Here is an 18,194-nt window from a genome sequence, read left to right as displayed (position 1 = left end):
GGGGGGCCCCCCCGCCACTGCCGACGGACACCGTGTCGAGATGGGTCAGGTGATCCTCAAAGCACAGCATCGACGCCGGGTCGTGCAGCGCCGGCACCGCGTCGCCGAAGGCGTGACGCAGGAAGCTCACGGCCATCGGCGTCACGTATTCGTGGGAAAAACGCCAGTCGGCGGGGACGAACACGGCGTCGCCTGCGCGCACACGAGGCACGCCGAGCGCCCTGGCAATGATCTTCTCGCCGTAGGTCATCGGTCCCGGCGCATGGGCGGGCCGCGGCGCCACGACGTCTCCCGCCAGCCGGCGCCGCGTGTAACCGAACAATCCCCCGCTGCGCACGATCTCCTCGCCCAATGGATCGCAGTCTTCGAGAAAGGCGTCGATGGCGACCGTCTCCCCCGCTTGCAGCCGCTCCGCGAGCGCCAAGTCGGTCGACATCAACAGCCCGAGGTTCTGGCAGTTCTGCGCATAAATGCGCTCGAAACTCTCGGCGATTACGATCCGGATGCCCGCGCACCATTCGGCGAACGGACTCGCCTCGCGCGACGACCCCTTGCCACGGCGCATTCCGGCGACCGACAACGCGAAGCCGCCTTCGCGCACCGCCTTCTGCCTAACGGGAAACACGCCGGCCGGATTCGTTGCGTCCGCACTGCATCGCAATCCGACATAGACGTAGTCGCCGAGCGTCTCATCGAACGCCAGACACGCCCATGCGGGCGTCATCTCGTCGGTGGAAATCTGGTCGCGCAACGGCCCGGCTTCGGTGCGCGTCAACGATTCGCCCGCCAGTTGCCGGGCCATGACATCGGCCCGGTCGCTCAACCACAGCACACGTCCGTGGAGTTGCACAGTGGCTTGCATGAGATCGCTCCTCGAATGTTCCCCAAGGGGTTCACCCGTTTTGATCGCACGTTCCGTACCGAGTCCGCGGGCGGCCGCGGGACGAAACGTGAGGTCACGACATCCAGGCGCGCGTTCGTCTGGACACCCTCAGGGATACTGTCGATTGGCCTGTGTCGCAAAAACGTTGGTCCACGTATCGCCGAGCCGGATCTGCGACGGCTTGACCTCGGGCGTGAACGACGCGAGCGCCTTGAGCGCCGTGGCCGGACCGCCGGCGGGCATCATGCCGTCTGGCGAGAACGCCTCGCGGCAGTTGGCGAACGCTTCCAGGTAAAGTGCCTTGTTGCCCAGCAGATAGGACTCCGGCACGGTCTTGATCAATTCTGCGGCGGTGGCGTGCTGAAGCCATTTGTCTGCCCGCACGATGGCGTTCGCGACGGCCTGCACGGTGCGCGGATTCTTCTCGATGAAGCTCTGCGGCGCGTACATCACGGCCGCCGGCATCGGCCCGCCAAACATGGCGCGGGTGCCCGCCTGCGTACGCGTGTCGACGAGTACCTTGATGTCGCCCGACGACTGCAGCAGCGTCATCATCGGATCGACGTTGGAGACGGCGTCGACCTGCCCGCCACGTGCGGCGGCGACGACCGTCGCATTGCTGCCGACGCCCACGATGGACACGTCGCTCGGTTTGAGCCCGGCTTTCGCGAGCGCCACGTTGACCAGCATATGCGTGCTCGACCCCGGCGCGCTCACGCCGATGCGCATTCCCTTCAGGTCCTTGACCGATTTCACCTCCGCGGCCTTGGCCTTGACCACGCCGAGCACCAGTTGGGGGGCCGCGCCGAGCACCACGAACGCTTGATAGGTCAATCCCTTGGTCTGCATGAGCAAGGTATGCTCGAAAGCCCCGGCGCCCACGTCGGCGCTACCGCCGACGACCGCCTGCAAGGCTTTGGAGCCGCCGGCGAAGTCGTCGATGGTGACGTCGAGCCCTTCGTCCTTGAAGTACCCGAGTTGTTCAGCGATGGTCAACGGCAGATAGTAGAGGCCGGGCTTGCCGCCCACGGCGATCGTGAGCTTCGGCTTTTCGAGCGCCTGTGCGGGCGCGGCGCAGGCCCCAGTGCTCAGCCCCAATGCTGCGAGGCCTGACGCCACCAGCGAGAAGACGAGAGCCCAACGTCCTACGGCAACGCGCACGCGGCGCGCTTCGGTATATGTCATCGCGTGTCTCCTCCCGCCCTATGCGGGAAATCGGCGCGCTCCGGCTCGTCGGCCGGAATCGCTATCGGCTCTGAGAGCATCCGCTGCCCCCGAAGCGCCGACAAGTTGTGTTTCGGCATGCCAGACATCGCCGTTCGCGACGCTTGCCGCCCTGGGGCGAACCTTTGGCGTTCCTATGCTTTACGCAATGTTGCGAGCGCACAGGTGATCGACGAGCATGCGCGAGGCGACGGGCAAGGCGTCATAGCGTCGCACGCACACGATCAGCCGGCGCAGCGCCCACGGATCGGTCAGCGGCACGATGCGCAGCGCCTCCCCGTCAGTCGCTTGCGAGTAACTGCCGACGGCCTCGCGCGGCACCACGGCCAGCCCGAGGTTGGCGCGCACCATGCGGCACACCGCCTCGAACGTCGACACATGGATGCGGAATTTGACCGTCTTGCCCTGCTCGGCCGCCACGCGCCGCAGCACGGTGTACATGGCGCTGTCCGGATGCACGCCGATGTGGTCGAAATCGAGCGTGTCGACGAAGGCGACCTGTTCGCGGCCGGCCAGCGCGTGGTCGCGGTGCAGTACGGTCACGATCTGGTCGTTGCGATAGGGGAAGACCTCGACATCGCGGGTATCCACGGCGTCCCAGCAAATGCCGATGTCGGTGGCCCCGTCCGCCACCCCGCGCACGACCTGTGCGCTGGTGTGATCTTCCAGGTCGACCTTCACGCCGTCGTGGCGACGCAGGAACGCGCCGAGCTCATCGGGAAGGGTTTCGACGATCGAGGAAACGTTGGCGAAGATGCGAATATGGCCGCGCACACCGCTGGTGTACTCGGACAGATCGCCCTGCATCTTCTCGAGGCTGCGCAACACATTGCGCGCGTGGTGCAGGAGGGCCTCGCCTGCCGGGGTCGCCCGCACACCCCACTTATGACGTTGGAGCAACGCCGAACCGACCAGGGACTCCAGGTCGTTGATCCGTTTGCTGACGGCAGAGGGCGCGATGAATTCGCGCTCGGCCGCCCGTGCAATGCTGCTTTCTTCGCAAACGGCGACGAACAGTCGCAACGAGACTAGATCGATCCGCCATAGCGTCATGCCTGGTCTCCCAAAGGCACTGCATTGACAGCGATTTTGCGGCGCATGTGGCGAAAACGCCACTGTCGACCGCCCCCGACGACACAGCAAAGCACCCGCGAAGCGCCAACGTGCGACAGGCCCCCTGCTGAACGACGGCAAACGACTACGACATTCGGGGAAGCGGCGAGTCGACTCAGGGGGAAGCGACTCGTCAAGCGCGGGAGGCGGCGAACCCGACGTCAAGCCCCGGGAATACACGTTCCCATCGGACGTCGCGCATCCGTCTCGAAGTGTCGGTGCCGGTCCCTCCCGGGACACCCGCTAGCGCATCGCTCCCGCCAGCAGCACGGCGCTCCAGCCGCCGTCTGCCGTGTTCAGCGGTGCCTCAGGTGGCGGTACCGACGCCAAGGCCATGAACAGCCAACATTTGCAAATGACGATCGCAATCATTTTGTTGACGCTCGATCATCCCGGCATCGTTGCCGGGCCTGCTTTGACTATAGTGCGGCGCTATCGGCGCGGCAACCAGGAAACGTTTCAAACGGGAATTCGATCGGGGTTCCCGCCACAAGTCGCGCGCGGCCTCGATGCCGCCACCCCATCCATTCAGGCGCGCTTCGCGATGGCGCGCGCCAGCACCAGCACCGGTAACAGGCCCACCAGCACAAGCGTCAATGCCGGCACGGCCGCCTCGGCGAGGCGTTCGTCGGCGGCCAGATGACTGGCAACGACCGCCAGCGTGTCCATGTTGAACGGCCGCAGCGCGAGCGTGGCGGGGAGCTCCTTCATCACGTCGACGAACACCAGCAGCGCGGCCGTCAACACGCTGCCGCGCAGCAGCGGCAGATGCACCCGGCGTAGCATCGCCCAGCCGCCCACGCCGAGGCTGCGGGCGCTGGCATCAAGATTTGGCGGGATGCGGGCGAAGCCGGCGTCCACGCTCTGCAGCGCCGCCGGCAGGAATCGCACGAGATAGGCATAGATCAACACGCCGCTAGTGCCTGCAAGCACCAGTCCGTCGGCGCCGAACACATGACCCAGCCACGTGTCGAGTCGGAGCACCGGCGCGAGAATGCCCAGCGCGATGACCGCGCCCGGGATGGCGTAACCCACGCCCACGAGCCGGATGGCGATACGCGTAACGCGTCCCGGGGCCAGTCGCTGTGCGTACCCGAGCACCACGGCGAAGACGCTGGCAACGAGCGCCGCCAGCGCCGCGAGGCGCACCGTATTGAAGACCCACTCGCCGTACCGATGCCAAGGCACCTGATCGAGCTCGGCGCCCGCCAGCCGCAGCATGATGAGCACGGGCAGCACGAAGCCGATGATGAGCGGCAGTGCGCACGCGAGGGTTGCCAGGGCGGCGCGCGCCCCTGACAAGCGCGCACGCCGCGACGTCGACGGCGCCCGCCCCGGCGCCCCATAGAACCGAAGGCGCGTCCGGCTGCGCGCTTCCGCGATCAGCAGGACGAGGACGGCGAACAGCAGACAGGCGGAGAGTTGCGCGGCCGCCACCCGATCGCCCATCGACAACCACGCGCGATAGATGCCGGTCGTGAGCGTCGGCACGCCGAAGTAGGCCACCGCGCCGTAATCGGCGAGTGTCTCCATCAGCACCAGCGCCAGCCCCGCGACCAAGGCCGGTCGCGCCAGCGGTAACGCCACGCGCCAAAACCCCTGCGCAGGCGTACACCCCAACGTGCGTGCGGCTTCGAGGTACCGTTGGCTGTGTTCCAGAAAGGCCGCTCGCGCCAGCAGATAGACATAGGGATAGAAGGCGCCCGCGAAGACCCAGGCAGCGCCGTACCAGCTGCGAACTTCAGGGAAGCCGGCGAGACGTTCGACCGCGAGCAGCGTGCGCAACGCGCTCTGCACCGGCCCGGCGAACTGCAGGAAATCGGTATAGGCGTAAGCGGTAACGTAAGCGGGCATCGCCAGCGGCAGAATCAGTGCCCACTCCAGCACACGGCGCCCGGGAAAGGCGCAGTGCACGACCAGCCATGCGCTGGCCACGCCCATCACCAGCACGCCGGCGCTCACGGCCACCGAGATACGAAGCGAGTTGAGCAGGTACTCGGGCAGCACCGTATCGAGCATATGCGCCAGCACGGCATGCGTATCCGCGTCGCCCGCGCCAAGCGCCGCCACGATGCCGAACATCGGCACGAGCACAACCAGTGCGGGAACCGATGCGACCAGCCGCCACGCCCAGGCGCCGGAAAGACGGCCAGCGCGCCTGCGGCGGGCGACGGGAGGCGAACGCTCGGCCAAAACGGGATCGATGACGGCAGAATCGGCGGCGGCGCGGGACGGGGGCGTCGATGACATCGGCAAATGGTAACGGGTAGCGGAAATGGGGCGGACGAGCGAGCGGCGGGAAAACCCCCGGGCGACGGCGCACAGCCGTTGCCCGTCGCGTGACTTCGGGGAACCGGTAGGCACTTGCCGGTCTAAAGCGTTGTAAATTATACGCATTCGCGATTGCGACTCTGACGCGCACGGCCGCAGAAAGTGCCCGGCCTCCCGCGAAAATGCCACCTTGCGGGCATTCGTGTCGATTCGCGTCGGCTCGTTTCCATGACTACGCTTCGTTGACGTGCTTGCGTCGACTCACACTTATCCACGCCGATGCCCCTGCCCTACCTGCTGCTCGACCATCTCTGTGTAAATTACGAGACTGCCGGCCACGTCCACACCGCGGTATGCGACTTGTCGCTGTCGCTGGCGCGTGGCGAGATCGGCTGTCTGCTCGGCCCGTCCGGCTGCGGCAAGACGACGGTGCTGCGCGCCGTGTGCGGGTTCGAGCCGTTGGCGGGCGGGCGCATCGTGCTCGATGGTCACGAAGTCGCCAACGCGCAGTTCAGCGAGCCGCCGGAGCGTCGCCACGTCGGTGTTGTGTTCCAGGACTACGCGCTGTTCCCCCATCTGGACGTTGCGCGCAACATCGGCTTCGGCATCGGGCGCATGGCGCGGGGCGAGCGTCAGGCGCGGGTGGAGGGGCTCGCCGAGCGCGTGGGGCTGGCGGGGGCGTTGAAGAAGTACCCTCACGAACTCTCTGGCGGACAGCAGCAACGCGTAGCGCTCGCGCGCGCCCTGGCCCCCGCCCCGGCACTGCTGTTGCTCGACGAACCGTTCTCGAACCTCGATCTCGATTTGCGCGAGCGTCTGGCGGTCGAGGTGCGGGAGATCATCCAGGCGAGCGGCGCGACGGCGATCCTTGTCACCCACGACCAGCATGAAGCGTTCGCAATGGCCGATCGCATCGGGGTCATGCATGCGGGGGCCATCGCTCAGTGGTCGCCCGCGCACGAGTTGTGGCGCATGCCCGCCAATCGCGTGGTGGCGGATTTCATCGGACGCGGCGCGTTGATACCCGGCACCTTCCGGGGCAATGCCAACGGTGGCGGCATCTCGCTCGAACTTGGGGAACTGGCCGTCTCGCCCATGCTGGCCGACAAGCTGCTGCGCAGCGCCGCCAGGGACACGTATCCCGTGAGCGTCGACGTTTTGCTGCGCGCAGATGACATTGCCCACGACCCGGCGAGCCCATTCGAAGCGACGCTGGTACGGCGTGCGTTTCGCGGGGCCGATCAGCTTTACACGCTTCGTCTGGCGTCGGGTCGCGAAGTGATCGCTCGCGTGGATAGTGAACTGGCCCACGAGGCGGGCGAGCGCGTGGGCGTACGCCTGACAGTCGAGCATCCGGTGGTTTTCGCGGCGAGTGTCGCCGACGTCTGCCCCTCGCGCAGCACGGCGTTCCCCGGAGGCTGGTAAAATCCGGCAAAACGGATGGGCCTATGAAACAGTACCTAGACTTCATGCGCCATGTACTTGAACATGGCACAGACAAGACCGACCGAACCGGCACGGGCACGCGCTCGGTGTTCGGCTACCAGATGCGCTTCGACCTGCAGGAAGGTTTCCCGCTCGTCACCACCAAGAAAGTGCACATCAAGTCCATCGTGCACGAACTCCTGTGGTTCCTGCAGGGCAGCACCAACGTGCGCTATCTGCAGGAAAACGGCGTGTCCATCTGGAACGAATGGGCCGATGCCGAGGGTGAGCTCGGCCCTGTCTACGGCGCACAGTGGCGCTCGTGGCCGACGCCCGATGGCGGCCATATCGACCAGATCACACAGCTCGTCGAGCAAATCCGCACGACGCCCGACTCGCGCCGTCTGATCGTGTCCGCCTGGAATGTCGGAGAGATTCCGCGCATGGCGCTGCCGCCGTGTCATGCGTTCTTCCAGTTCTATGTGGCCGACGGCAAGTTATCGTGCCAGCTCTACCAGCGCAGCGCGGATATTTTCCTGGGTGTGCCGTTCAACATCGCGAGCTACGCGATGCTCACGCACATGATGGCGCAGCAGACCGGGCTCGAGGTGGGGGATTTCGTCTGGACGGGCGGCGACTGCCATCTGTACAACAACCATCTCGAGCAGGTTCGCACGCAGCTTGCGCGCGAGCCGTTGGCGCTGCCGACGCTCGAGATCTCGCGCAAGCCCGATTCGATCTTCGATTACCGTTTCGAAGACTTCCATATCACGGGATACGAAGCGCATCCGCATATCAAGGCGCCGGTGGCCGTATGACGATACTGACGCTGGTGGTCGCACGCGCCGAGAATGGCGTGATCGGGCGGGACAATCAATTGCCGTGGCGTCTGCCGGAAGATCTTGCTCATTTCAAGCGCGCGACGCTGGGCAAGCCAATCGTGATGGGACGCAAGACGTTCGATTCGATCGGTCGTCCGTTGCCGGGTCGGCGCAATATTGTGGTGTCACGCAATCCCGATTTGAAGATCGATGGCTGCGACGTGGCCGGGTCGCTCGTCGACGCGATGCGGCTGTGCGTGGGTGTCGAGGAAATCTGCCTGATTGGCGGGGCGCAGTTGTACGCGGAGGCGCTGGCAAGCGCGGACAAGGTGATCGTCACGGAGATCGCCAAGGCGTTCGAAGGCGACGCGCATTTCCCGGATCTGCCTGCCGCCCAATGGCGCGAAGCCGCACGCGAGACCCATCACTCGCCCGCGCCCAATGACTTCGACTACGCGTTTGTGACGTACGAACGGATTTGATGTGATGGGGCGCGTGCGGACGTCGTCCTTGAACTTTGCCTCCGACTCACGCGCTCAGGTTTTCGCGCGGCGCCTGCGCGAGCGCGCCGGGTCGCTCGCCGCCATTTATCGGCGCGCCCTCCGAGACATGTACACGGTCACGACCAAGGCGCTTGGCAGCGTATAACGCGTCGTCCGCCAATGCGATCAGCCCCTCCGGCGTATCGCTCGCGACGCCCTGCTGCGGCACATGCGTTGCGCAGCCGACGCTGACCGTCACGTAACCCTGTCCGCCAGGCCCCGGTTTCGCCAGCGCCCGAACGCATTCCGTCACGCGCGACGCGACGAACCAGGCGCCGTTCGCGTCGGTCTCCGGCAGGACGACCACGAATTCCTCGCCGCCGTATCGCGCCACGAGATCCGTCGGTCGATGCGTCGCGCGCATGATGGCGAGCGCCACATGTGCCAGGCATTCGTCGCCAAGCGGATGCCCATAGGCGTCGTTGTAGCGCTTGAAGTGATCGACGTCGACCATCAGCAACGATAACGGATGGCCCGAGCGGCGGACCTGATCGAAGTCGCTCGGGAACCGATCGTTGAAGTAGCGGCGGTTGAAGATGCCGGTGAGCGCATCGCGGTTGGAGTATTCGATCAGACGCAGATGCGCGCGCGACAGCTCGCGGTATAGCCGCGTGATTTCCCACACCAGCACGCAGACAAGCAACCCCGGCGCCGACATGCTGAACAGCCGCGCCAGGTACCACCCCAGCGTGAATCGTACGGTGCTTATCAGACTAAGCACCGTATCCGTCACACACGCAAGAATGGCAAGCGCCACCCACACGTCGAGCACCGTGCGCAGACGACCGATCGCCAGCACCGCGCTCAGCGCCACGAGGTTCAATAAGAGCAGTACGATGCCGGTCCCGCCGACGGACAATTCACCCGGCACGCTCGCCGGTGACAACGCGGGCGGCAGCGGCACGGCCAACACCGTCAGGCAAAGCAGCACCCCCACGCCAATTGGCAGACCAATGAACAGCCACATCGCACGATCGGCAGGCGGCAACTGCGTCACGGACTGCGGGGTGAAGCGGCGTCGCTCCATCATGGCGATGAGCACGAGGGTGGGGAACCCCGCATGCCAGATGACCCAGATCCAGCCGGATGTCGTCGGGAGCGCCCCGAGCAGCCCGTGCGGCGCGAAAAGGCCGGGGAACGTCAGCAGTTGCATCGCGACGGTCAATGCCGTAAAGGCATAAGCACCGGACAGCAGCCCGAACACCGGCAGCCGACTCACCCGAAACTGTGCCGCCAACAGGAACGACGCGATCGTCGCCGTCGTGAAGACCGTCAGGCCGCACATGGGCAGGAAAGCCGCAACCGCCGGGAGTGCAGCGCTCGCCTGCGGCGCCGCCAGTATCAGGGCAGCGAGAATGACAATCGCCAGACAGCCTGCAAAAGCCCGCTGACCAGGCGTTGCACGCTCCATCAGAAAGGCGTCCATACGATACCCTTTGATTTTCGGTGTCCGATGCCGGCCCAACGACTCATGGCGTTGAGCACACATCTCCCCCGCCCACGACCGGTTAGCCGCAGCATGCACCAATTCCGCATGTCTGCCAACGGGTGTGCTCAACCGTCCGTCTTACACCGCACTCCAGCCGGATCGGGGCGGCACCCACGCCCCCCCCCGCTCCACGGCCGAACCTCAACCGCCCAGATACGCTTCGAGCACACGGGGATTGCCCAGCAGATTGCGCCCCGTGTCTTCGAGCACCACCTTGCCGGTCTCGAGCACGTAGCCGTGTTGCGCAATCTTCAGCGCCTGGCGCACGTTCTGCTCGACCAGGAAGATGGTCAGCCCCTCAGCGTTGATTTCCTTGAGGGTGCTGAAGATGCCCTGCACGATGATCGGCGCGAGACCCATCGACGGTTCATCGAGCAGCAACAGACGCGGCCGCGCCATCAACGCACGACCAATCGCCAACATCTGCTGTTCGCCCCCCGACAAGTTACCGGCCATCTGCTCGATACGCTCGGCAAGCCGTGGGAAACGCCCCAGCACCTTGTCCAGATCCGCCTTCACGTTCTGCTTGTCGCGACGCGTGTAAGCGCCAAGCTCCAGGTTCTCGCGCACGGACATCGTCGTGAGCGTGGCACGCCCCTCGGCCACCTGCACCAGCCCGCGCTGCACGATCTTGTTCGGTGCCAGACCGCCGACATCCTCGCCTTCGAAGAGAATCGTGCCCGCCTGCTTCTTGATGAGCCCCGACAAGGCGAGCAGCGTCGTGGACTTACCCGCGCCATTGGCGCCAACGAGCGAGGTGATCTCATGCTCGCGCAACGAAAAATCGACGCCCTTCACGGCCTCGATATGCCCATAGGCCACCTTCAGGCCCTTCACTTCGAGCAGCGCGCTCATGCCTTGTCCTCCGCGCCGGCCGCGAGGGCAGCCGCATCGTCGTCATCGTCATCGCGGCCGAGATAGGCCTCGATGACCTGCGGGTTGTGCTTGATCTCGTCCGGACTGCCTTCGGCGATGATGCGTCCGAAGTTCAGCACGGCGATGCGCTCGCACAAGCCCATCACAAAACGCATGTCGTGCTCGATCATGAAGATCGTGTAACCGCGCGCCTTGATGTTCTCGATCTCGCTCATGAGATCGACCTTCTCGCCCGTGTTCATGCCGGCCACCGGCTCGTCGAGCAGCAACAGCTTGGGCTCGGTCGCCAGGGCCCGGGCCAGTTCGAGCTTGCGCTGATCGCCATAAGACAGGTTGTCGGCGATGTCATGCGCCTTGTGATCGAGCTTGACCCAAGAGAGCAACTCATGCGCGCGTTCGCGCGAGCGCTTCTCCATCTCTCGATACCCTGGCAGCGAGAACAGCAGGCCCGCCGGGCCATACGAGAGATGCCGGTGCATGCCGACCACCACGTTCTCGATCAGCGTCATCTCCTTGAACACACGAATGTTCTGGAACGTGCGGGCAATGCCGCGCTGCGTAATCTTGTGCGGCTTCTGCCCCACGAGACTCTCGCCGTCGAACGTAATGCTGCCGCCCGTGGGCTGCAACAGTCCGGTGATCAGATTGAAGACGGTCGTCTTACCCGCCCCGTTCGGGCCGATCAGGCCGAAGATCGTGCCTTGCGGCACCTCGATGTTCACGTCCTGGAGAACGTGCAGGCCACCGAATCGTTTGGAAATATTGGAAAGCTTGAGCATGTCGTATCCCTCGTCCGCTTACGTGGAAGAGGCCGAGCGCGTCTTGCCGGCACGGAACCAACGGCGAAAACGCACCGGATCCCAAATGCCCTTGGGCAGGAACAGCACGATCAGCACCAGAATCAGGCCGTTGACCACCAGACGGAAGGCGTCGAACGCGCGCAGCAATTCGGGCAGCAGCGTAAGAATCGTGCTGCCGAGCACCGGCCCCACGAGCCCGTTGATACCACCAAGAATCGCCATGGTGAGAATCTCCACGCCACGGTCGAAGCCGAATTCGTTCGGTCCGATGAAGAACGTCAGATGCGCATTGAGTGCCCCGGCCAGCCCGGCGAGCACCGCCCCCAGCACGAACGCCAGCATCTTGTAGCCCGTGACGTTGATGCCCATGAGGCCCGCCGCCGTCTCGTCTTCCTTGATGGCTTCGAAGGCACGGCCCACTTTGGAGCGGCGCAGGCGCCACAACACGGCGAGCGAGATCACCACGGCCCCCGCCACGTGCCACCACTGCGTGAGTTGAGGAATGCCGTTCAGGCCCAGCGCACCGCCGGTCAGACCCTCGGCGTTGAGCGTCAGCACACGCACAACTTCGCCGAAGCCCAGCGTCGCCATCGCGAGATACACGCCCGACAGACGCAGCGTCGGCTTGCCGATGATGAACGCGATGAGCGCCGGCGCTGCCATGCCACCTGCCAACGACACCGCAAACGGCGTGTCGTAGTTCATCGTGAGCAACGCCGCCGTGTACGCACCGATGCCCATGAACGCGGCATTGGCCATGGCCAGCATGCCGCACGAGAGCGTGAGGTAAATCGACAGGGCCAGCAGCGCATTGGTGCCGAATGTCAGCACCAGATTGCTATAAACCGCCCAGAAATTGTTAAACCAGTCCATTGCGCCCCCGTGATTACGCTTTGCGTTCGAGCACTTTGCCGAACAATCCCTGCGGACGCACCAGCAGGATCAGGAACAACAGGCCGAATGCCACGGCGTCGCGCATGTTCGAGCCGATATACGCGACCGACAACACTTCCGCGAAGCCGAGGAAGAGGCCGCCGATCATCGCGCCGCGAATGTCGCCCATGCCGCCGAGAATGATGACCGCGATCCCCTTGTGCAGCATCGGCTGCCCCATCAGTGGGAAGACGGCGTTGGAGTAAAGCCCGATCAGCACCCCCGCCATGCCGCCCAGCCCCGCCGCGGCAAACGACGTGGCCAGGAACAGGCCCTCGACGTTGATCCCGAGCAGGTAGGCTGCCTTCGGCGACTCGGCAATGGCGCGCAGCGCGCGCCCGAGTTGCGTCTTCTTGATCGTGGCAATGAGCACGGCCATGAGCGCAAACGAGATGAAGATGATCGCGAGTTCCAGTACCGTCATGTGCACGCCGGCCACCGTCAGGGTGTCCTGCGGCACGAGTTCGTACGGGAATCGCAGGTTCTCCGCGCCGAAAATACCTTGCACACCGTTGTTGAGCAGAATGCCCACGCCAATGGTGGCAATCATCGGAATCAGGTGAGGCGCACCGCGTTTGCGCAGCGGTTTGAGCACCAGCACGTCGATGAGCAGGCCGACCAGGCCAGCCACCACGACCGCCGTGACGATAGCCGCCCACAGCGGCAGATGAAGACGCACGACGGCTTGCAGCGCCGCATAGGCGCCGACCATGAAGACCGCGCCGTGCGAGAGATTGATAACGCCGAGGATGCCGAACACGAGGGTGAACCCGAGCGCGAACAAGGCGTACACGCACCCTAGGGAGAGTGCGTTGACGAGTTGCTGTTCCAGCATGGTGTCTATTCCAGCCTGAGGGACGGGGACACGCGCCGCACGGGGGTACGGCGTGCGCCAGAAACGCCGATGGGCGTAGCGCCTTTCAGCTCTACGCCCATGCGGACTTCTTCAAGTACTGCCGGGCTGCTTACTTCTCGATGACGTACTTGGTACCCTTCGTCACGCTGACGATAGGCGCCTGTTGTGCATCGTAGCCGGCCGGCTTGCCGTTCTTGCCCATGGCCTGACGGAACGCAAACTTGCCCGTAGCGCCGTCGTGTGTGACCTTCGGCAGCGCGTCGCGCAGCGCCTTGCGGTCGGCATCCAGGTTGCCCGAGATCTTCACGCTCTTGATTGCGCCCGCCGCGATATACATCGCGTCATAGGCTTGCGCCGCGAACTGGTCCGGGGCCACGTTGTACTTCGCCTTGTAGGCGCTGATGAACTTCGTGTTGGCCGGCGTGCTGTTCTCGATCGACCACGGGCTCCCCACCCACAGGCCATCCGAGCTGCCCTTGGCCAGATCGAACACCTTGACCGAGTTCATGCCGTTACCGCCGATGAACGGCACGTTGATGCCCAACTGACGGGCCTGCACCATGATCGGCGCGCCTTCGGCGATCAGTGCCGACAGCACGATGGCGTCCGGGTTGCTCGCCTTGATCTTCGTGAGCTGTGCCTTGAAGTCCACGTCACCCTTGGCAAACGTCTCGGTCGTCGTGACCGGGATCTTCAGATCGGCCAGCGCCTTCTTGAAGTTGTCGTAGCCGCTCTTGGTGAACACGTCGTCGTTGCCATACAGCACCGCGACTTTCTTGATGCCCGTGTGCTTGGTCGCGACCTTGATGGTCTCGGGCAGCACGTCGGCTTCCGTCACGGAGTTGCGGAAGATGTAGTCGCCGATGGACGTAATGCCGTCAGCCGTATTCGACGTGCCGAACGCCACGGTCTTGGCCGCTTGCGCGATCGGATCGGCCGCCTGCGCCGAGTTCGACAACGTCGGGCCGAAAACCATCAGCACCTTGTCCTGGAAGATCAGCTTCTTGAAGACGTTGATCGCCTCTTCTTTCTTGCCCTGCTCGTCTTCGACCTGCAGTACGAGCTTGTTGCCGTTGATGCCGCCGGCGGCGTTGATTTCGTCCGCCGCGAGCTGGAAACCGTTCTTGATGGCGGCGCCATATTGCGCCGCACCGCCCGACAGTGCCTCGGCCACGCCGATCTTCAGATCGGCTGCGTGGGCCGCAGCCACCATCCCAGTAGCGACAAGCGCGCTCAGCAACTTGGTCATGGTGCTTTTCATGAGTCTTCTTCCTCCGATTCCTGGTCTCTAGTTATGAGAAGGCGCGCCTTATGAGCGCGCCCATTACCCTAACTACCGCGTCTGTTCTTAAGCCACGGCTTAAGAAAACCCCTAAGCATAACGCAAACTACCTTTACCGGACACGGCAAATGGGGTTTTGCCCCGTTGCGGCGCACAAATGCAACGCGTTTATGGCGCCGCAACGGCGATTCGCAGCATCAATGACCGGCGATGGTCATTTGTTCAATCAGGATTGACCCGACCTCCTTGGTACCGCGCACCAGGGCATCGGCCCCAATCGCGACGATCTGGCGGAACATGTCGTTCAGGTTGCCGGCCAGCGTGATCTCCTCGACCGGATACTGAATTTCGCCGTTCTCCACCCAGAAGCCCGAGGCGCCGCGCGAATAATCGCCCGTCACATAGTTCACGCCCTGCCCCATCAGTTCGGTCACGAGCAGGCCGGTGCCGAGCTTGCGCAGCATCGCTCGAAAGTCGTCCGTCGGTGCGGTGAGCTTGCTGTACATGCGCAGGTTGTGCGAGCCGCCCGCGTTGCCGGTCGTCTGCATGCCGAGCTTTCGGGCCGAATAGGTCGACAGGAAGTAGCCCTGCACCACGCCATCGCTCACCACGTCACGGGCGCGCGTTCTCACGCCTTCTTCGTCGTACGGGGCGCTGCCCATGGCGCGCGGCACGTGCGGATCCTCGTAAATGCCGACATGATCGGCAAACACCGGCTTGCCGAGGGTGTCAACGAGGAACGTGGCCTTGCGATACAGTGCGCCACCGCTCACACCCTGCACGAACGCCCCCAGCAGACCGGCGGCGAGCGGTGCCTCGAACAGCACGGCGCACTTGCGCGTGGACAGCTTGCGCGCGTGCAGGCGGGCCAGCGCGCGCTCGGCGGCGTAGCGGCCGACCGTTTCGGGCGAGGCCAGGTCTTCGGCGGCGCGCTTGGACGAATACCAATCGTCGCGCTGCATATGGCGGCCAGATCCGGCAATCGGCGAGACCGAAAGATAGTGTCGCGAATACGGATATCCCGACAGGAAGCCGCGAGTCGTCCCCAGCATGAATTGCGAGTGCTGGGCCGACACGCCCGCGCCTTCGGAATTTCGGATGAGCGGACTCACCTCGAATGCCGCCGTCTCGGCGCGACGCGCCAATTCGACCGCGTCGTCGGCCGAAATGCGCCACGGGTGAAACAACGACAGGTCCTGCGGATGCATCTCCAGCAGTTCGGACTCGGCAAGCCCGGCGCAGTCGTCTTCGGCCGTAAAGCGGGCAATGTTATAGGCCGCATCGACCGTGTCGTGCAGCGCCTTGCGCGAGAAGTCGGACGTGCTGGCATTGCCGCGGCGCTGACCGATGAATACCGTCACGCCCACCAGCTTGTCGCGATTGCGCTCAATGGTCTCGACCTTGCCGCGACGCACCGAGACCGACAAGCCGTCGCCCTCGGAGATCTCAGCCGCGGCATCGGTGGCGCCGAGCGAACGGGCGTATTGCAGTACGTCGCTGACAATTTCCTTGAGTTGATCCTGGGTATGCGTGAAATGCTGGGTCGCTTGGGACATCGGCGCGATTCGGTCAGTGGCTGAATAGGAACCGCCATCTTAGCGCGACTTCCCCGCCGCCGTGCGTCGGCACGGCAACTATTTGGACGCCGCGCGCCGCGCTACAATAGCGCTCATGACGCACACTCAACGCTTTAACCAAATCGCCCACGCCGAGCTTCCCGACGAAGGCCCGAGCAAATCCCAACGCAAGCGCGAGTCGCATGCCTTGCAGGATCTTGGCGAAGAACTGGTCAATCTGGCCAAGGACGCGCTCGCCCGCGTGCCGATGCCCGAGAACCTCGAACGCGCCGTCAAGGACTGCCGCAAGATCACCGCACACGAAGGCCGCCGCCGCCAGATGCAGTACGTGGGCAAGCAAATGCGCACGCTGCATGAGTCGGAAGTCGAAGCGATTCGCCGCGCCCTCGACGTCATCAAAGGCGTCTCGAAGGCGGAAACGGCCAAGCTGCATGCGCTCGAGCGCTGGCGCGAGCGCCTGCTGGCCAAGGACGAGGCGCTCACCGAGCTGCTCGCCCAGCACCCGCAGGCCGATGCCCAGCAGCTGCGCACACTGATTCGCAATGCCCGCCGTGAGCAGGCCGCGCAAAAGCCGCCCAAAGCCTTCCGCGAGCTGTTCCAGGCGCTCAAGGATCTGCTGGGCACCGGATCGTCCCACGCCGAAACTTCAGACGACGTCGAGAACGAACTGCCGGAATTCCCAACGCGCGAGGAAGATTGATGGTCGCCCGCTCCCATCCGGACGAACTTCGCGTAGGCCTCGTCTCGATCAGCGATCGAGCGAGTCAGGGTACCTATGACGACCAGGGCATTCCGGCGCTCCAGGCCTGGCTTGGCGCCGCGCTCCGGTCCCCCTGGGTGGCGGAAACTCGCCTGATTCCCGACGATGCCGACGGCATTACCGCTACGCTTATCGATCTGGTCGACACGATGCAGTGCGATCTGGTGCTCACCACCGGCGGCACAGGCCCTGCACGACGCGACGTCACGCCGGAGGCCACATTGCGGGCCGGTACGAAGGAGATGCCCGGCTTCGGAGAGCAGATGCGTCAGATCAGCCTGCGCTTCGTACCGACGGCCATCCTGTCGCGTCAGGTCGCCGTGATCCGCGAGAACCCGGCGCGTGCCGCGCTCATCATCAACCTGCCCGGGCAGCCCAAGTCGATCAAGGAAACGCTCGAAGGGTTGCGCGATATGGACGGAACGTCGATCGTGCCCGGCATTTTTGCCGCCGTGCCGTATTGCATCGACCTGATCGGCGGACCTTACATCGAGACCGACGACGCCGTCTGCAAGGCCTTCCGTCCCAAGAGCGCCATTCGCGCCCCGAAACCCGCCTGATGGACTGACGACAGGACGTTCCGGGCCATTCGGTTCGAAAATCCAAAGCACAACGCCAGCGATATGGCTGGCGTTGTGAAGCGTCTGTGGGGAAGATCAGGCCGAAGTGGGCGCGGCCGCCTCGGGCGCGCCGGGTACGGTCGTCTTCAGGAAATGCTCGCGGTAGTACACCAGTTCGTCGATCGACTCGTGAATGTCGGCCATCGCCGTGTGGGCGGCGCGCTTGGTGAAGCCCTTGTAGACCGTGGGTTCCCAGCGGCGGCACAGTTCCTTGAGCGTGCTGACATCCAGGTTCCGGTAGTGAAAGAACGCCTCGAGCCTGGGCATGTAACGCGCCATGAAACGGCGATCCTGACAGATCGAATTGCCGCACATCGGCGACTTGTTGGGCGGCACGTACTGCGAGAGGAACTCGATCAGTTGCGCTTCGGCAGACGCCTCGTCGACCGCCGATGCCTTCACGCGTTCGATCAGCCCCGAGCGCCCATGTGTCGACTTGTTCCAGTCGTCCATTGCGTCGAGCACGGCGTCCGTTTGATGGATCGCGAACACCGGCCCCTCGATGCGGCGCGTCAGCGCGGAGTCCGTGACGACCACCGCCACCTCGATGATTCGGTCGCTGTCGGGCTGCAGGCCGGTCATTTCCATATCGAGCCAGACCAGATTGAACTCGGCGCGCGCAAGCGTCGTCTCGGCATCGGCAGACGTGGGATGTTGGGATGGAATGACAGACATGGTCGGAAGACTCTGGAAAACGCGTCGGTAGGCGACCGGCAAGGGCG

The 18,194-nt window shown here is 64.5% G+C and carries 17 protein-coding genes and 1 pseudogene; 5 read left to right on the top strand and 13 right to left on the bottom strand.

The features are described 5' to 3' along the window. From A985_RS29470 to A985_RS0118615, 5 genes and pseudogenes are all read right to left on the bottom strand, one after another. A pseudogene (locus A985_RS29470) lies at positions 1–862 on the bottom strand (3-isopropylmalate dehydratase); the annotation flags it as partial. Between the two features lie 129 nt (positions 863–991). Beyond that, a complete protein-coding gene (locus A985_RS0118630) occupies positions 992–2,068 on the bottom strand; it encodes an ABC transporter substrate-binding protein (RefSeq protein WP_017234889.1) in 1,077 nt (358 codons plus the stop codon). 180 nt (positions 2,069–2,248) lie between these two features. Further along, positions 2,249–3,160: a LysR substrate-binding domain-containing protein gene (locus tag A985_RS0118625; RefSeq protein ID WP_017234888.1), complete on the bottom strand. Its 912-nt coding sequence runs from the start codon at positions 3,158–3,160 to the stop codon at positions 2,249–2,251. Positions 3,161–3,527: 367 nt separating this feature from the next. After that, positions 3,528–3,683, bottom strand: a complete 156-nt coding sequence (locus tag A985_RS28295; protein WP_157211514.1) for a hypothetical protein — start codon at positions 3,681–3,683, stop codon at positions 3,528–3,530. A 65-nt stretch (positions 3,684–3,748) separates the two neighbouring features. Then, positions 3,749–5,470 carry an iron ABC transporter permease gene (locus tag A985_RS0118615; RefSeq protein WP_017234886.1) on the bottom strand — a complete coding sequence of 574 codons (1,722 nt, stop codon included), beginning with the start codon at positions 5,468–5,470 and terminating at the stop codon, positions 3,749–3,751. A 300-nt stretch (positions 5,471–5,770) separates the two neighbouring features. Here A985_RS0118615 and A985_RS0118610 point away from each other — a divergent pair, with 300 nt between their 5' ends. Genes A985_RS0118610 through A985_RS0118600 form a run of 3 tightly spaced genes read left to right on the top strand, consistent with a single transcriptional unit; the run spans position 5,771 to position 8,219 of the window. Then, complete coding sequence (locus A985_RS0118610; RefSeq protein ID WP_017234885.1) at positions 5,771–6,916, top strand: ABC transporter ATP-binding protein; 1,146 nt, start codon at positions 5,771–5,773, stop codon at positions 6,914–6,916. Positions 6,917–6,939: 23 nt separating this feature from the next. Next, on the top strand, positions 6,940–7,734 hold the full coding sequence (locus A985_RS0118605; protein ID WP_017234884.1) for a thymidylate synthase: 795 nt from the start codon (positions 6,940–6,942) through the stop codon (positions 7,732–7,734). Continuing rightward, on the top strand, positions 7,731–8,219 hold the full coding sequence (locus tag A985_RS0118600) for a dihydrofolate reductase (protein WP_017234883.1): 489 nt from the start codon (positions 7,731–7,733) through the stop codon (positions 8,217–8,219). Before A985_RS0118605 ends, A985_RS0118600 begins: the two co-directional genes overlap by 4 nt. Positions 8,220–8,265: 46 nt before the next feature. Here the strand turns inward: A985_RS0118600 and A985_RS0118595 are convergent, their stop codons facing one another. The 7 genes from A985_RS0118595 to pmbA all read right to left on the bottom strand — a co-directional run bounded on the left by A985_RS0118595 (position 8,266) and on the right by pmbA (position 16,071). Further along, positions 8,266–9,705: a diguanylate cyclase gene (locus A985_RS0118595; protein ID WP_017234882.1), complete on the bottom strand. Its 1,440-nt coding sequence runs from the start codon at positions 9,703–9,705 to the stop codon at positions 8,266–8,268. A gap of 204 nt (positions 9,706–9,909) precedes the next feature. Further along, a complete protein-coding gene (locus A985_RS0118590; protein ID WP_017234881.1) occupies positions 9,910–10,623 on the bottom strand; it encodes an ABC transporter ATP-binding protein in 714 nt (237 codons plus the stop codon). Next, positions 10,620–11,423 (bottom strand): ABC transporter ATP-binding protein, encoded by an 804-nt coding sequence (locus A985_RS0118585; RefSeq protein ID WP_017234880.1) that lies wholly within the window; start codon positions 11,421–11,423, stop codon positions 10,620–10,622. Before A985_RS0118585 ends, A985_RS0118590 begins: the two co-directional genes overlap by 4 nt. Before the next feature lie 18 nt (positions 11,424–11,441). Continuing rightward, positions 11,442–12,317, bottom strand: a complete 876-nt coding sequence (locus A985_RS0118580; protein WP_017234879.1) for a branched-chain amino acid ABC transporter permease — start codon at positions 12,315–12,317, stop codon at positions 11,442–11,444. A 13-nt stretch (positions 12,318–12,330) separates the two neighbouring features. Further along, positions 12,331–13,212 carry a branched-chain amino acid ABC transporter permease gene (locus A985_RS0118575; protein ID WP_017234878.1) on the bottom strand — a complete coding sequence of 294 codons (882 nt, stop codon included), beginning with the start codon at positions 13,210–13,212 and terminating at the stop codon, positions 12,331–12,333. 130 nt (positions 13,213–13,342) lie between these two features. Continuing rightward, positions 13,343–14,494, bottom strand: a complete 1,152-nt coding sequence (locus A985_RS0118570) for an ABC transporter substrate-binding protein (protein ID WP_017234877.1) — start codon at positions 14,492–14,494, stop codon at positions 13,343–13,345. 218 nt (positions 14,495–14,712) lie between these two features. After that, a complete protein-coding gene (pmbA, locus tag A985_RS0118565; protein ID WP_017234876.1) occupies positions 14,713–16,071 on the bottom strand; it encodes a metalloprotease PmbA in 1,359 nt (452 codons plus the stop codon). A 115-nt stretch (positions 16,072–16,186) separates the two neighbouring features. Between pmbA and yjgA the strand changes: the two genes are divergently transcribed. Both yjgA and mog read left to right on the top strand, forming a co-directional pair. Continuing rightward, complete coding sequence (gene yjgA, locus A985_RS0118560; RefSeq protein ID WP_017234875.1) at positions 16,187–16,792, top strand: ribosome biogenesis factor YjgA; 606 nt, start codon at positions 16,187–16,189, stop codon at positions 16,790–16,792. Then, positions 16,792–17,412: a molybdopterin adenylyltransferase gene (mog, locus tag A985_RS0118555; RefSeq protein WP_017234874.1), complete on the top strand. Its 621-nt coding sequence runs from the start codon at positions 16,792–16,794 to the stop codon at positions 17,410–17,412. The genes yjgA and mog overlap by 1 nt, the downstream gene beginning before the upstream one ends. A gap of 96 nt (positions 17,413–17,508) precedes the next feature. Here the strand turns inward: mog and orn are convergent, their stop codons facing one another. Next, the gene (gene orn, locus A985_RS0118550; protein ID WP_017234873.1) at positions 17,509–18,147 is read right to left on the bottom strand and encodes an oligoribonuclease; all 639 of its coding nucleotides are present in this window, start codon (positions 18,145–18,147) and stop codon (positions 17,509–17,511) included. Positions 18,148–18,194: the final 47 nt, after the last annotated feature.

The sequence above is a fragment of the Pandoraea sp. B-6 genome (assembly GCF_000282835.1).
GTDB lineage: Bacteria > Pseudomonadota > Gammaproteobacteria > Burkholderiales > Burkholderiaceae > Pandoraea > Pandoraea cepalis.
This window is presented reverse-complemented; position numbering and strand designations above follow the sequence as displayed.

What these genes read in the sequence shown, in the direction of transcription:
- A985_RS0118630 (WP_017234889.1), bottom strand. Translation starts at nt 2,068, where the DNA reads ATGACATATACCGAAGCGCGCCGCGTGCGCGTTGCCGTAGGACGTTGG.
- A985_RS0118625 (WP_017234888.1), bottom strand. Translation starts at nt 3,160, where the DNA reads ATGACGCTATGGCGGATCGATCTAGTCTCGTTGCGACTGTTCGTCGCC.
- A985_RS0118615 (WP_017234886.1), bottom strand. Translation starts at nt 5,470, where the DNA reads ATGTCATCGACGCCCCCGTCCCGCGCCGCCGCCGATTCTGCCGTCATC.
- A985_RS0118610 (WP_017234885.1), top strand. Translation starts at nt 5,771, where the DNA reads ATGCCCCTGCCCTACCTGCTGCTCGACCATCTCTGTGTAAATTACGAG.
- A985_RS0118605 (WP_017234884.1), top strand. Translation starts at nt 6,940, where the DNA reads ATGAAACAGTACCTAGACTTCATGCGCCATGTACTTGAACATGGCACA.
- A985_RS0118600 (WP_017234883.1), top strand. Translation starts at nt 7,731, where the DNA reads ATGACGATACTGACGCTGGTGGTCGCACGCGCCGAGAATGGCGTGATC.
- A985_RS0118595 (WP_017234882.1), bottom strand. Translation starts at nt 9,705, where the DNA reads ATGGACGCCTTTCTGATGGAGCGTGCAACGCCTGGTCAGCGGGCTTTT.
- A985_RS0118590 (WP_017234881.1), bottom strand. Translation starts at nt 10,623, where the DNA reads ATGAGCGCGCTGCTCGAAGTGAAGGGCCTGAAGGTGGCCTATGGGCAT.
- A985_RS0118585 (WP_017234880.1), bottom strand. Translation starts at nt 11,423, where the DNA reads ATGCTCAAGCTTTCCAATATTTCCAAACGATTCGGTGGCCTGCACGTT.
- A985_RS0118580 (WP_017234879.1), bottom strand. Translation starts at nt 12,317, where the DNA reads ATGGACTGGTTTAACAATTTCTGGGCGGTTTATAGCAATCTGGTGCTG.
- A985_RS0118575 (WP_017234878.1), bottom strand. Translation starts at nt 13,212, where the DNA reads ATGCTGGAACAGCAACTCGTCAACGCACTCTCCCTAGGGTGCGTGTAC.
- A985_RS0118570 (WP_017234877.1), bottom strand. Translation starts at nt 14,494, where the DNA reads ATGAAAAGCACCATGACCAAGTTGCTGAGCGCGCTTGTCGCTACTGGG.
- pmbA (WP_017234876.1), bottom strand. Translation starts at nt 16,071, where the DNA reads ATGTCCCAAGCGACCCAGCATTTCACGCATACCCAGGATCAACTCAAG.
- yjgA (WP_017234875.1), top strand. Translation starts at nt 16,187, where the DNA reads ATGACGCACACTCAACGCTTTAACCAAATCGCCCACGCCGAGCTTCCC.
- mog (WP_017234874.1), top strand. Translation starts at nt 16,792, where the DNA reads ATGGTCGCCCGCTCCCATCCGGACGAACTTCGCGTAGGCCTCGTCTCG.
- orn (WP_017234873.1), bottom strand. Translation starts at nt 18,147, where the DNA reads ATGTCTGTCATTCCATCCCAACATCCCACGTCTGCCGATGCCGAGACG.